The following is a 12,877-nucleotide window of genomic DNA, read 5'->3' as shown; positions in this document are numbered from 1 at the left end:
GCCGTGACGCGTACCGTGGCTGGTGAAGAGAAACAACCGGGGGAAATTCCGAATCATGCGTTTGTTCCGTCGCCGCCGCTCGGAAGCCGACACCGAAGCCGCGCCGCCAGATCCCCGTACGCCGTGGCCTGAGCAGCAGGTGCCGTCCGACGCTGGTGCCGCGGCGGCCGCGTTCTGGGAAGGGTGGTACGACCTCCTGCCCGAGGTCAGTGCCGCACTGGGCGAGGGCGAGCCGCATCGCGTCGAGCACGATCTGTGCGTGCTGGTCGAGACGCTGCACCCTCGGCTGCACTTCTCGCTGGAGCGCGGCCGGATGGCGATCTACGCGCTGGTCGTCAGCGGGCAGGAAGACCCGGAGCTGCGTCCGTACACCGATGCGTGGAAAGCGGCCGGACCGCCCGACGACGCGATCTGGGAGTACCACGATTCGGTGCCTCCGGTCCCGGATCCGACCGAGGTGACGGTGAACCTGGGCGAGCATCGCATCTCGCTCGCTGACGTCCGGGTTGTCGCGCAGGTGGACGACGGCGTGGTTGACGTCGCAGTGCATCACCCCGCGTTCGCTGACCTGGACGAGGCTTCGCGCACCACGATGACGTTCCTGCCGCTCGACGCGACGCTGGGCGAGCGTTTGGCCGCCGAGAGGCTGCGCCGGGTCGAGACCGCCGAGGCCGCGCCGGAAGGCACGATCGATCTTCTGGAGTTCCGGGAGCTGGTCCGCGGGCTGACGGAGCAACCGGACGAAAGTGTCGGTGCCTCCGGCTAGGCTCACCACCCGTGAGCAGCACCGACCTTCCCCAAGACCAGGTGGCCGTGGAGGCCGCCCAGGACGTGACCGACGTGCCGGCCGACGTGCGCGAGCGGCACGGCGCGCTTGCCGAGGAGATCCGCGGCCATCAGTTCCGGTACTACGTGCTGGATTCGCCGATCGTCTCCGACGGCCAGTTCGACGCGCTCCTCGGCGACCTCCAGGAGATCGAGGACGAGTATCCGGCGCTGGTCACGCCTGATTCGCCGACCCAGAACGTCGGCGGCACGTTCTCCACCGAGTTCACCGCGCACGACCACCTCGAGCGCATGCTGAGCCTGGACAACGTGTTCGACACCGACGAGTTCCTCGCCTGGGTCGAGCGTGTCGAGAAGGAAATCGGGTCCACGGAATACCTGGCCGAGCTGAAGATCGACGGCCTGGCCATCAATCTGCTCTACGAAAACGGCAAGCTCACCCGGGGGCTTACCCGCGGCGACGGGCGGACGGGCGAGGACGTCACGCTCAACATCCGCACCCTCGACCAGGTACCGGACGAGCTCACCGGCACCGACGAGTTCCCCGTGCCGAAGCTCGTCGAGGTGCGCGGCGAGGTCTACTTTCGCGTCGAGGACTTCCTTGAACTCAACGCGAAAATGGTCGAGGCGGGCAAACTGCCGTACGCGAACCCGCGCAATACGGCTGCCGGGTCGCTGCGGCAGAAGGATCCGAAGATCACGAGGGAGCGCCGGCTCCGGCTGATCTGTCACGGTCTCGGCAAGCGGGACGGCTTCGAGCCGGTTACGCAGTCGCATGCCTACGACGCATTGGCGGCCTGGGGGTTGCCGGTGTCGCCGCACACGCGAGTGCTGCGGACCAGCAAGGAACTCACCGATCACATCGCCTATTGGGGTGAACATCGGCACGACGCCGAGCACGAGATCGACGGCGTGGTGATCAAGGTCGACCAGGTCGCGTTGCAGCGCCGACTTGGCACTACGTCGCGTGCGCCACGGTGGGCGATCGCTTACAAGTACCCGCCGGAAGAAGCGATCACGACGCTGCTCGACATCCAGGTCGGCGTGGGGCGTACGGGTCGGGTCACTCCGTTCGCCGTCACCGAGCCGGTCAAGGTCGCGGGCTCGACGGTCGCGCGCGCGACGCTGCACAACCAGGAAGAGGTCAAGCGCAAGGGTGTGCTGATCGGCGACCGGATCGTGATCCGCAAGGCCGGCGACGTGATTCCCGAGGTGCTCGGTCCCGTCGTCGACGCGCGGACCGGTGACGAGCGTGAATTCGTGATGCCGACCGAATGCCCGGAATGCGGCACGGAACTCGCCTACCAAAAGGAAGGCGACAAGGACATCCGGTGTCCGAATACCCGGTTCTGTCCCGCGCAGCTGAGGGAACGGCTGTTCCATCTCGCTGGGCGCGGTGCGTTCGACATCGAGGTGCTCGGGTACGAGGCGGCTGTCGCGTTGCTTGACGCGAGGGTGGTCGCCGACGAGGGCGACGTGTTCGACCTCAGCGAGGAATCGCTCGCCGAGGTGGAGTTGTTCCGTACCAAGGCAGGCGACCTGTCGGCGAACGCGCGGAAGCTCCTGATAAACCTCGATTCGGCAAAGGACCGTCCGCTGTGGAAGGTGATTGTCGCGCTGTCGATCCGGCATGTCGGGCCGACCGCGGCGCAGGCCCTCGCACGGGAATTCGGTTCGCTGCAACGGATTGAAGACGCAAGCGAGGAGGAACTCGCGGACGTCGACGGTGTCGGCCCGACCATCGCGCACGCGGTGCAGGAATGGTTCGAGGTCGGCTGGCACCGGGAAATCGTCGAAAAATGGCGACGGTCCGGGGTTCGGATGGAGGAGGAGCGCGACGAGTCCATCCCTCGGAATCTCGAGGGCCTGTCGATCGTGGTGACCGGTTCGCTTGACGGGTTTTCCCGTGATGAGGCGAAAGAGGTCATCATGGCGCGCGGCGGCAAGGCTGCGGGATCGGTGTCGAAGAAGACGGCGTTCGTCGTGGTGGGCGACGCGCCGGGGTCGAAGTACGAGAAGGCTGTGCAGTTGAAGGTGCCGGTGCTGGACGAGAACGGGTTCCGCGCGTTGCTGGAGCGCGGTCCGGAGGCGGCTGCGGAACTGGCGCTCGACACTGGTGCGGACGAGGAAGCTGAGGGCGGCGATGAGTGACGTGGAGATCCGCCCGGCGCGGCGCGAAGAGTTCGATGCGCTCGGCGAGGTGACCGTCGAGGCTTACCGGATCGAGGGGTTCTTCGATACAGATGCCGCGTACGAGGCGAAGCTTCGGGACGTCTCGGGGCGGGCGCAGCACGCCGAGTTGCTGGTCGCGGTCGATCCGGACGGGCAGGTCGTGGGGTCGGTCGCGATTGTCCAGCCGGGGAGCGAACTGTCCGAGATTTCCCAGCCGGGGGAGTTGGAGTTCCGCATGCTGGCGGTCTCGTCGGCGGCGCGCGGTCGAGGGGTCGGGGAGGCGCTCACCCAGGCGGTGCTGGCCCGTGGCCGAGAACTCGGGGTCGACCGGGTGGTGCTGAGCAGCCTCGACGTCATGCGGAAGGCGCACCGGCTCTACGAACGAATCGGGTTCCGGCGATTGCCGGGGCGGGACTGGCATCCGCATCCGGGGGTCAACCTGATCGCGTACGAATACGGCTTCTGAGGTCCCATTCTTGCAGGTCAGAGGCTTTTGCCGTTTTTTGGCGAAAGCGTTGGGCGGGGTTCACCGGTGGTATTCGCCGTTGAGTGGCGACGGTTTGGCGGACCTCGCCCCAGTCTCTCGCCTAGTGCTGTCGAGTGGGTGGCGCGCCTGGCTGTGAGCGTTGGTCCGGCTCGGTCGGTCTCGGCCGTCGCTGGTGGACGGCAGTGTTGCGCGTCTGATTAGCGAGCTTCAACCGGCTATGGGTTGTAACGTGTAGATGTCTGGCTTCGACTCAAGCTGTCACGCGTGAAGTACCGACTCGTATCGAGGAAGCGTGATCATGGCGAAGTTCGTTCAAGCCGCTGTTCCGGTCGTTGGCGTTGCGGCGTTTCTTGCCGTCGCGTGTAACGCAGCACCGCAACCAGGTGGCACTTCAACGACGACGGTCACGGCGGCGACCGTGACCGCGACGGCAACCGAGCCCGCGACGGCGACCGTGAGCGCGCCGTTTAGTGCCGCGCAGCCGGCGACGATCAAAGTCCCTGACGTGTCCGGCATGAATCATCAGGACGCGCAGGACGCCATGCAGGCTGCCGGGCTGTACAACTTGAGAGAGGTCGATTCGTCCGGGAAGAAGCGGATGATGATCATCGACCGGAACTGGTGCCAGACCGGGCAGGATCCCAAGCCCGGTGCTGTGGTTTCCGCTGGCACGGTCGTCACGCTCTATGCCGACAAGTGCTGATTGCCGCCGTCTGGCACGCCCGAGGACCCGTTGCTGGACAGGTTCCCCTTCTCGGGGGAGATTGTCCGCACTTGATGACAGCGGATCGCGAGTAAACCCGCATGCGATGAACTGCCTCGCGTTGCTTCCGGAGACGGCCTGAACAGGCGGGTGCCAGGGTCCGAAACGTCCGGCCAAACGCGTCCAGTTCAGCTGCCCGAACCATTTAGGACAGCCGACCCAGCGCTTGGATCAGCCGTCCAGAACCACCGCGACGATCCCGGCGAAGTGCGCCAGCCGAGCGACCTCCGCGGCACGGAAGTTAGGCCCGCCAGGCCGCGCGACGAGCATCGCCTTTCCCGGCTTGCCGAGCGGAGTAGCGGCCAGCTCGGTGCCGAGTTCCTTCCACGTCTCCGGAACCCAGGAGTCCTCGCCGTCCAGGACAGTCGCGCGCTCCAGCGGCAGCCAAGGCAAGTCCGTGAACGGGTTCTCCGGCGCCGCGCTCGACGAAGCCAGGCGTCGCGGTCCCGATTCCGCGTGCTCGACGATTACCGCCCACCCGGCCCGGATGATCTTCGGCACACCTTCGGCGAGCAAGTCCAGACCGGCTTTCGGCTGGGCGGCGATCTCCTCGACCAGCTCCAGTTCGCGATGCGTGTCGAGAATGCCCGCGTACGGCCGCACCGCGTCGACCTCGACGCCTTCCACGCTCTCGGCCGCGGTGATCAGCGCGTCCGGGAGCCGGCCCGACGGGAGTTCGACCACCAGGTCGTCGATCGCGAGCCCGCCGCCGCGTTCCACCACGTCCACGCTCAGGATGTCGGCCCCGACTGTGCCGAGCGCGGTCGCGACCGCGCCGAGCGTGCCGGGGGAGTCCGGTAGCTGGACCCGGATCAGGAACGACACCACGCGCCCCTCTCGCCTCAGGCGTCCCAGCCCTGTCGTGGGACGCGCTTGCCGGGCGCCGATTGTGACAGACCGGGTACCCGCGGGGGCCCGCTGTCCGGCAAGCGGGACGCCCTGCCCGGCGCCCGCGGCCCGATAACCCGGTCGAACCGTCCGACGCCGTCACCATAGACTTGCAGCTTCCGAGAGCACCCGCACAGCACACCCCGGGAGTCACCCGCGTGCCCAACATTTCCCGAGACGAGGTCGCACACCTCGCCAGGCTGGCCAGGCTGGCCGTGACCGACGACGAGCTGGACGTTTTCGCCGGCCAGCTCGACCAGATCCTCGACTCGGTGGCGAAGGTCAGCGAAGTCGCCGCGGAGGACGTCCCGCCGACCTCGCACGCCGTGCCGCTGACGAACGTCTTCCGCGAGGACACCGTCCGGCCCAGCCTCGAGCAGCAGGACGCGCTGGCCGCCGCGCCGGCCGCCGAGGACGGCCGGTTCCGGGTGCCGCGGATCCTGGGAGAAGAACAGTGAGCGAACTCGTCAAGCTGACCGCCGCCGAGCTGGCGGCGAAGATCCACACGCGTGAGGTGTCCGCGGTCGAGGTCGCGCAGGCGCACCTGGACCGCATCGCCGCGGTGGACGACCACGTGCACGCGTTCCTGCACGTCGACACCGAAGGCGCGCTCGGCGCGGCCAAGGCTGTCGACGAGCAGTTGGCCGCGGGGGATCAGCCGGCATCGCCGCTGGCGGGCGTCCCGCTGGCGCTGAAGGACGTGCTGACCACGAAGGGCGTGCCGACGACCTGCGGGTCCCGCACGCTCGAGGGCTGGCTGCCGCCGTACGACGCGACTGTCACGCGCAAGCTGCGCGAAGCCGGCGTCGTGATCCTCGGCAAGACGAACATGGACGAGTTCGCGATGGGCTCGTCCACGGAGAACTCGGCGTACGGTCCGACGCACAACCCGTGGGACCACGCGCGCATCCCGGGCGGTTCGGGCGGTGGCTCCTCGGCGGCGATTTCGGCGTTCGAGGCGGCTCTCGCGATCGGTACGGACACTGGCGGCTCGATCCGTCAGCCCGGCTCTGTCACGGGCACTGTGGGCGTGAAGCCGACGTACGGCGGAGTGTCGCGCTACGGGCTCGTGGCGTTCTCGTCTTCGCTCGACCAGGCTGGCCCGTGCGCGCGTACGGTGCTTGACGCCGCGCTGTTGCACGAAGCGATCGCTGGCTACGACCCGATGGACTCGACGTCCATCAACGCGCCGGTGCCGCCGGTTGTCGCTGCGGCGCGCGAAGGCGCGAAGGGCGACCTGACCGGCGTACGCGTCGGCGTCGTGAAGGAGTTCGGCGGCGACGGTTACCAGCCGGGCGTGCTGCGGTCGTTCGAGGCAGCTGTGGAGCAGCTTCGCGCTCTCGGTGCCGAAGTGGTCGAGGTGTCGTGCCCGCACTTCACGTACGCGCTGCCTGCGTACTACCTGATCGCGCCGAGCGAAGCGTCGTCGAACCTCGCGCGTTTCGACGCGATGCGGTACGGCCTGCGCGTCTCGGACGACGGCGAGCACAGTGCCGAAGAAGTCATGTCGCTGACGCGCGAAAAGGGCTTCGGCGCTGAAGTGAAGCGACGCATCATGCTCGGCACGTACGCGCTTTCGTCCGGCTACTACGACGCGTACTACGGCTCCGCGCAGAAGGTGCGCACGCTCATCACGCGCGACTTCACGCAGGCTTTCGAGAAGGTCGACGTGCTCGTGTCGCCGACAACGCCGACCACGGCGTTTAAGCTCGGCGAGCGCGTGGACGACCCGATGGCGATGTACCTCGCCGACCTGTGCACCATCCCGTCGAACCTCGCGGGCAACGCCGCCATGAGCGTCCCGAGCGGACTGTCGGACGAGGACGGGATGCCGGTCGGCCTGCAGATCATGGCCCCGGCGCTCGCCGACGACCGGCTGTACCGCGTCGGCGCCGCGTACGAGGCCGCGCGCGACGCCGCTGCCGGCGGCTCGCTCGTGCACCAGGCTCCGGAGTTGGGAGGAACGAAGTGACTGCCGTGGCCGAGTTGATGGACTACGCCGAGGTCCTCGAGCGGTTCGACCCCGTGCTCGGGCTCGAAGTCCACGTTGAGCTCAGCACGAACACCAAGATGTTCTGCGGCTGCGTCAACGAGTTCGGCGGCGAGCCGAACACCAAGACGTGTCCGACCTGCCTCGGCCTGCCCGGTTCGCTGCCCGCGGTGAACGGCAAGGCGGTCGAGGGCGCGATCCGGATCGGTCTCGCGCTCAACTGCGAGATCGCGGAGTGGTGCCGGTTCGCCCGGAAGAACTACTTCTATCCGGACATGCCGAAGAACTTCCAGACCTCGCAGTACGACGAGCCGATCGCGTTCAACGGCTACCTCGACGTGACGCTGGACGACGGCGAGGTCGTGCGCGTCGAGATCGAGCGCGCGCACATGGAGGAGGACACCGGCAAGTCGCTGCACATCGGCGGCGCTACCGGCCGGATCCACGGTGCCGAGCACTCGCTGCTCGACTACAACCGCGCTGGCGTGCCGCTGATCGAGATCGTCACCAAGCCGATCACCGGCACCGGTGAGCGGGCGCCCGAGGTGGCGCGCGCGTACGTCACCGCGCTGCGCGACCTGCTGCGGGCGCTCGACGTGTCCGACGTCCGCATGGACCAGGGCTCGCTGCGCTGCGACGCGAACGTGTCGCTGATGGCCAAGGACGCCACGGAGTTCGGCACGCGCACGGAGACGAAGAACGTCAACTCGCTGCGCAGCGTCGAGCGCGCGGTGCGGTACGAGATGACGCGCCAGGCGGCGATTCTCGCCGAGGGCGGGTCGATCCGGCAGGAGACGCGGCACTTCCAGGAGGCCGACGGCACCACGTCGTCCGGGCGCGCCAAGGAAACCGCGGAGGACTACCGATACTTCCCGGAGCCCGACCTCGTGCCGATCGCGCCGTCGCGCGAATGGGTCGAGGAACTGCGCGCGACGCTGCCGGAGATGCCGTGGGAGCGACGCAAGCGGATCCAGGACGAGTGGAAGCTCTCCGACGAAGCGCTGCGCGACCTGCTGAATGTCGGTGCCGTAGACCTCGTCGCGGCGACGGTCGAGGCCGGTGCGAAGCCGGACGAGGCGCGCGGCTGGTGGGTCAACACGCTGGCGCAGGAAGCGAACACGCGTGAACTCGAACTGACCGAACTGGCGATCACGCCGGCACAGGTCGCCGAGGTGATCGGGCTAGTGTCCTCCGGTGAGCTGACAAACAAGCTCGCCAAGGAGGTCGTGCAGGGCGTTCTCGCGGGCGAGGGTTCGCCGCGCGAGGTCGTCGAGAAGCGCGGTCTGAAGGTCGTCTCCGACGATTCGGCGCTGCTCACCGCTGTCGACGAAGCGTTGGCCGCGCAGCCGGACATCGCCGACAAGATCCGCGGCGGCAAGGTCGCCGCGGCAGGGGCGATCGTCGGCGCGGTCATGAAGGCGACCAAGGGCCAGGCCGACGCCAAGCGCGTGCGCGAGCTGATCATCGAGCGCGTCGGTTCCTGAGTGGGTTTCTCGCTCCGACGCGTCACCTGGCGCGAGTGGCTCGGCCTGGCGGCCGGGCTGCTCGCGGTCGGGTCGACGCCGCTGCCCTGGACTGTGCTGTCGGCCGATACCGCGACGTCGGATGTCCGCGACGCGTTCGGGACGTTGCCGCACAGCGACGTCGTGCGCACGGCGTGGCATTCAGATCTCTTCTCGTGGGGTCCGCCGCTGCTGCTTGCCGTGGTCGGGCTTGCGGTGGTGTTGTTCGGGCAGGTCAGCAAGGCGCGCGTGAGCGGGTTGCCGCAGCTGTGGCTGGTCGGCGGACTGGCGACGGTTTTGCTGATGGTGATCGGCTGGACGACGCTGGACTGGGTGTTCGACACCGATCAGCGTGCGTTCCTGGACGCTGCCGGGGTGTCGATCTCTGGCGGGATCGGGCGGTATCTGGGGATGGTTTTCGCGGTCGGGTCGGTTGTGGTCGCGATCGTGGACATCCGGGCGGCTCGGGCGGAGAGCCGGGCTTCGCGTCGTCGCCGCTGAACGGCGACACGGTGGTGCCTGGCTTAGGGAGCTTCTCGCCGATTCGCCGCTAGATGGCGACGGAGCATGGCTCCTGGTTGACGTGGGCTTTGGCGGATTCGCCGTTGTGTGGCGACGGGTGCTCCGGGTCGTGAGGCAGCGTTTCGCCGATTCGCCGTTAAGGGGCGACGAGACACTCTCGGCTGAGTCGGCGCTTCTGGCGGGGTTGCCTTCGGACAGCCGTTAGGTGCGCTCGGCTGCCCAGGCGGTTGAGGGATTCGCCGTTGAGTGGCGACGGGGTGCTCTTGGTTGAGAGGCAGTTCTTCGCGGACTTCCTTCCGACTGGTTGGGCGCTCGGAGTGCGCTGCCGTTGCTACCGCGTTTTGCCGTTGGGCGGGGAAGCGGGCAGCGAGGTGCTCGGAGGGTGCCGCCGTCGCTGCGGGTTTCGCCATTGGTTGGAGAAAGGGACAGCGGCGGATCTCGCGAGGCGGCCGTTGGATGGCGACGACGATGGATCGATGCCGACGTTGGTGGTGATGTCGGGGCGACGTCGATCTGGGCCGGTGCCGTCAGCGTCGATGGCAGGCCGGTGATCGTCGTCGTTAAGTGGCGACTCCGGCCAGAACCGATTACTGGGAGCGCCCGGCAGGGCAGACGGGAGGCTTGCGTCAGGCCGAACGCCGCTGGCCGGGGCGACCGGATCGACTGTCGCCACTAAACGGCTAACCGCAGGTCAACCGGCCGACCAGCCCCGGAAAGCGCTCAACCAGTCGCGCCCGGAGTCAGTCCTTGCCCGGACCGCCGCCCGTGTCGCTCACCACGATCAGGACCACGCGGTCATCGCTGGAGACCGGCTTTCCGCCGTCCTTGTTGACGGTCCCGGCGACGGCCAGCTGGGGGTTGATCATGCTCATGGAGGAGAGCCGGCCGTACGTCGTGGCGGCCTTGCTTTTTCCGTCGAGGGTGACCGTCGGCTTGCCGGTGACCGCTCCGTCCTTGTTGACCGGCACGTTCTGCATGCCGGTGGACGAAGCGATGCCGAGGATGCCGTTCGCGTCGACGAAATCGACACAGCCGCCGAGGGAGGGCTTGTCCTGCCAAGTCCACACGGGCGTGCTGAGCGGCTGTCCGGACTGGAGCCGGTACACGGCGTCCGGACCGCTGGCCGGGTGGTCGGTGACCCAGGTGCGCTTCCCGTCGGACGAACGGCAGATGCCGCCGGGGGAGTGCAGGCCCGAGGCGTAGACGGCGGACCCGGACGTCGGATTTCCGGTCGCCGGTTTTCCGGACACGTCGATGCGCAGCACCTTGCCCGCCAGGGAATTCGGGTCCGCGGCTGCGGCAGGATTGCCCGCGTCGCCCGTCGCGACCAGCAGCGCGCCGCTTCCGTCGCTGGCCAGCGCGCCGCGGTTGCCGGTCGATCCCTTCGGGATTCCGGTCAGCACCGGCTTCGGGGCCTGGCCCTTGGCGAAGCGCACGACTCGGTTGTCCGACGCCGTGGTCACGTACGCGAAAACCAGCTGGTCCTCGACGTAGCTGGGCGACAGCGCCAGGCTGGTGAGCCCGCCGTCGCCGTCGGCTTGGACGTCCAGTTGCGCGAACGACGTCGCGTCGTGTCCGGAGCTGGCCAGCATGACCCGGCCGGTTTTCCGTTCGCCGGCGAGAGCGGCGGGCGCGGATCCCTCGCCGGGGAGTCCCGCGACGGCGGCGACTGTGTCCAGGCAAGTGGCGATGACCGCCTTGTCGAAGTCCTTGCAGCCCTGCGGAGGCGGAACCGGCGAGGGCGGCGCTTGCGCGGGCCCGGTGCGCGGACCGTTGCCGGAGCCGTCGCCGTGCTCCTGGACCTGCGGCGGAGATTCCGGGCTCGGCACCGGCGCGGGGGTGAATGTCTGGCCGGCGGCGGTGTCGTCGAACCGGGCGCAGCCGGAGAGCACGAGGCCGCCGCAGGCGAGGAGGGCCAGCGGCGCCGACCACCGGTACCGGGTACGCATGATGCCCCAGCCTAGGTGGCGCGGCGTGAGCCACTGGTAAGTGGCTACCGTGGTGATCATGACAGTCACCGTGCTGATCCCGGACGACGAGGGCGTCGCCGTGCTGTCCGAAATCCCCCTTGTTAACGCGGTGCGCTACGAATGGGGCCGCCCGCTGCCGCCGGAGGCCGCGAAAGCTGAGGTGCTCATCCCGGCCATGGACTCGGCGGGCGACGACATCTGGAGAGATCTGCCGAACCTCAAGCTGGTTCAGCTGCTGACTGCGGGAGCGGAAGACTGGGTCGGCCGCGTCCCGGATGGCGTCCTGTTGTCCACCTGCCGCGGTGCGCACGGCGGGAGCATGGCGGAGTGGGTGGTCGGCGTGCTGCTGTCGATGTACCGGAATCTGGACGTTTACGCGGCGGCGCAGCGAGCCAGGCGTTGGGAGCAGTTGCCGTCGGACACCCTGCAGGGCCAGCGTGTGTTGATCGTCGGGGCTGGGGACGTCGGGCGGCAGTTGCGGCGGCGGTTGGAGCCGTTCGACGTGCGCTGCACGATGGTCGGAATGTCGGCGCGCGAAGGCGTGCATGGTGTCGACGAGTTGCCGGAACTGCTGCCGTACCACGATGTGGTGGTCATGATGGTGCCGCTTACTTCGCGGACACGGGGCATGGTCGACGCCGACTTCCTCGCGGCGATGCGTGATGACGCGGTGCTGATCAATGCTGCTCAGGGGCCTGTTGTGGTCACTGACGCGCTTGCTGCGGAACTCGCCGCGGGAAGGCTTCGCGCCGCGCTCGATGTGACTGATCCGGAGCCGTTGCCATCGGACCATCCGCTGTGGACAGCACCCGGTTTCGTGCTGACGCCGCACGTGGCGGGCGCGGTGCGGGGCGTCCGGCGGCGCGCTTATTTGGTGGCCGCGGCGGAAATCGCCCGGTACGCTGGCGGCGAGCTACCTGGCAATCTCGTGCGCGGCGAATACTGATCATTTCCCGGATGTCGGCCCGGCACTCAGGGTGAACCCTGAAAGAGCCCCTGACCTCGGCGTGCTCGCTCGCGGGTCACGGCTGAATCCCCTAATCTTCGCCGCGTGACCACTCAAGGGGACGACTACCAGACCAGCGTGCTGTCCGGTGTCGAGGACTCTGCCGGCAACGACTACGACGAACCGCGGCAGGGCGGTCTCGGCTTCGGCCTGCTCGTCTTGCGCCTGGGGCTCGGCGTGATCATGGGTGCGCACGGCCTACAGCATTTGTTCGGCGCTTTCGGCGGACCGGGCGTTGGCGGGTTCGCGCACGTGCTCGAGATGTTCGGGTACCACAAACAGACGACGCTGCTGTCCTGGATCACCGGCATCACCGAGGTCGCGGGCAGTGCGCTGCTGATCGTCGGCCTGTTCACGCCGCTCGCCGCGGCAGGGCTGCTGGGCGTGGCCGCGAACATCGTCTACGCGAAGTTCCACGGCGGCTTCTTCGAGGGCAACGGTCAGGGCTGGGAGTACGAGCTGCTGCTGGGTCTCTGTGCGCTGACGCTGATCTTCACCGGCGCGGGGACCATCTCGCTGGAGCGGAACACGCCGTGGCGGAAGCGGCCGTTGCCTCTGGGGCTTATTTCGCTGTTGTTGGCAGCGGCTGCGTCTGTGGTGGTCATCGTTTTGACTCGCTGACAGGTGCGGGGGCAGCGTTACTTACGCGCCCGGTGCCGAGGTTGCTGACTGGCCGGACGTACGTCGCTGACACGTCGGCGACGTCCGGAGGCAGCGCCAGAGTCGGTGGGTCGTTTCGCCGCTTGACGGGCCGTGGGTGTGTTGCCGTTTAGTGGCGAATGCCTGGTCAG

Annotated in this window: 12 protein-coding genes; 10 read left to right on the top strand and 2 right to left on the bottom strand. The window is 68.1% G+C overall.

The annotated features are described in order from the left end of the window. The first annotated feature begins 55 nt into the window (after positions 1 to 55). The 4 genes from ACFXI3_RS05355 (at position 56) to ACFXI3_RS05340 (ending at position 4,148) form a co-directional block, all read left to right on the top strand. Complete coding sequence (locus ACFXI3_RS05355; RefSeq protein ID WP_378398193.1) at positions 56 to 766, top strand: hypothetical protein; 711 nt, start codon at positions 56 to 58, stop codon at positions 764 to 766. Positions 767 to 777: 11 nt separating this feature from the next. Next, positions 778 to 2,937, top strand: a complete 2,160-nt coding sequence (gene ligA / locus ACFXI3_RS05350; protein WP_344285536.1) for an NAD-dependent DNA ligase LigA — start codon at positions 778 to 780, stop codon at positions 2,935 to 2,937. Further along, complete coding sequence (locus tag ACFXI3_RS05345) at positions 2,930 to 3,424, top strand: GNAT family N-acetyltransferase (protein ID WP_344285539.1); 495 nt, start codon at positions 2,930 to 2,932, stop codon at positions 3,422 to 3,424. Before ligA ends, ACFXI3_RS05345 begins: the two co-directional genes overlap by 8 nt. Positions 3,425 to 3,743: 319 nt before the next feature. Beyond that, positions 3,744 to 4,148, top strand: a complete 405-nt coding sequence (locus ACFXI3_RS05340) for a PASTA domain-containing protein (RefSeq protein ID WP_378398192.1) — start codon at positions 3,744 to 3,746, stop codon at positions 4,146 to 4,148. Positions 4,149 to 4,379: 231 nt separating this feature from the next. Here ACFXI3_RS05340 and ACFXI3_RS05335 read toward each other — a convergent pair whose 3' ends face one another. Beyond that, positions 4,380 to 5,033 carry an amino acid-binding protein gene (locus ACFXI3_RS05335; RefSeq protein WP_037716711.1) on the bottom strand — a complete coding sequence of 218 codons (654 nt, stop codon included), beginning with the start codon at positions 5,031 to 5,033 and terminating at the stop codon, positions 4,380 to 4,382. Between the two features lie 221 nt (positions 5,034 to 5,254). On the opposite strand from ACFXI3_RS05335, the gene gatC reads away from it, so the two are divergent. Genes gatC through ACFXI3_RS05315 form a run of 4 tightly spaced genes read left to right on the top strand, consistent with a single transcriptional unit; the run spans position 5,255 to position 9,089 of the window. Beyond that, positions 5,255 to 5,554: an Asp-tRNA(Asn)/Glu-tRNA(Gln) amidotransferase subunit GatC gene (gene gatC / locus ACFXI3_RS05330; RefSeq protein WP_009073996.1), complete on the top strand. Its 300-nt coding sequence runs from the start codon at positions 5,255 to 5,257 to the stop codon at positions 5,552 to 5,554. Beyond that, positions 5,551 to 7,068 carry an Asp-tRNA(Asn)/Glu-tRNA(Gln) amidotransferase subunit GatA gene (gene gatA / locus ACFXI3_RS05325; RefSeq protein ID WP_378398191.1) on the top strand — a complete coding sequence of 506 codons (1,518 nt, stop codon included), beginning with the start codon at positions 5,551 to 5,553 and terminating at the stop codon, positions 7,066 to 7,068. The genes gatC and gatA overlap by 4 nt, the downstream gene beginning before the upstream one ends. Further along, positions 7,065 to 8,570 (top strand): Asp-tRNA(Asn)/Glu-tRNA(Gln) amidotransferase subunit GatB, encoded by a 1,506-nt coding sequence (gene gatB, locus ACFXI3_RS05320; protein WP_378398190.1) that lies wholly within the window; start codon positions 7,065 to 7,067, stop codon positions 8,568 to 8,570. The genes gatA and gatB overlap by 4 nt, the downstream gene beginning before the upstream one ends. After that, positions 8,571 to 9,089 carry a hypothetical protein gene (locus tag ACFXI3_RS05315; protein ID WP_344285559.1) on the top strand — a complete coding sequence of 173 codons (519 nt, stop codon included), beginning with the start codon at positions 8,571 to 8,573 and terminating at the stop codon, positions 9,087 to 9,089. Positions 9,090 to 9,850: 761 nt separating this feature from the next. Here ACFXI3_RS05315 and ACFXI3_RS05310 read toward each other — a convergent pair. Continuing rightward, a complete protein-coding gene (locus tag ACFXI3_RS05310; RefSeq protein WP_378398260.1) occupies positions 9,851 to 11,059 on the bottom strand; it encodes a PQQ-dependent sugar dehydrogenase in 1,209 nt (402 codons plus the stop codon). 58 nt (positions 11,060 to 11,117) lie between these two features. Between ACFXI3_RS05310 and ACFXI3_RS05305 the strand changes: the two genes are divergently transcribed. Next, positions 11,118 to 12,026 (top strand): 2-hydroxyacid dehydrogenase, encoded by a 909-nt coding sequence (locus ACFXI3_RS05305; protein WP_378398189.1) that lies wholly within the window; start codon positions 11,118 to 11,120, stop codon positions 12,024 to 12,026. Positions 12,027 to 12,131: 105 nt separating this feature from the next. Then, positions 12,132 to 12,707: a DoxX family membrane protein gene (locus ACFXI3_RS05300; RefSeq protein ID WP_344285563.1), complete on the top strand. Its 576-nt coding sequence runs from the start codon at positions 12,132 to 12,134 to the stop codon at positions 12,705 to 12,707. The last annotated feature ends 170 nt before the right edge of the window (positions 12,708 to 12,877 follow it).

It is taken from the genome of Amycolatopsis sp. NPDC059235, assembly GCF_042754125.1.
GTDB classification, from domain to species: Bacteria; Actinomycetota; Actinomycetes; order Mycobacteriales; family Pseudonocardiaceae; genus Amycolatopsis; species Amycolatopsis albidoflava.
This window is presented reverse-complemented; position numbering and strand designations above follow the sequence as displayed.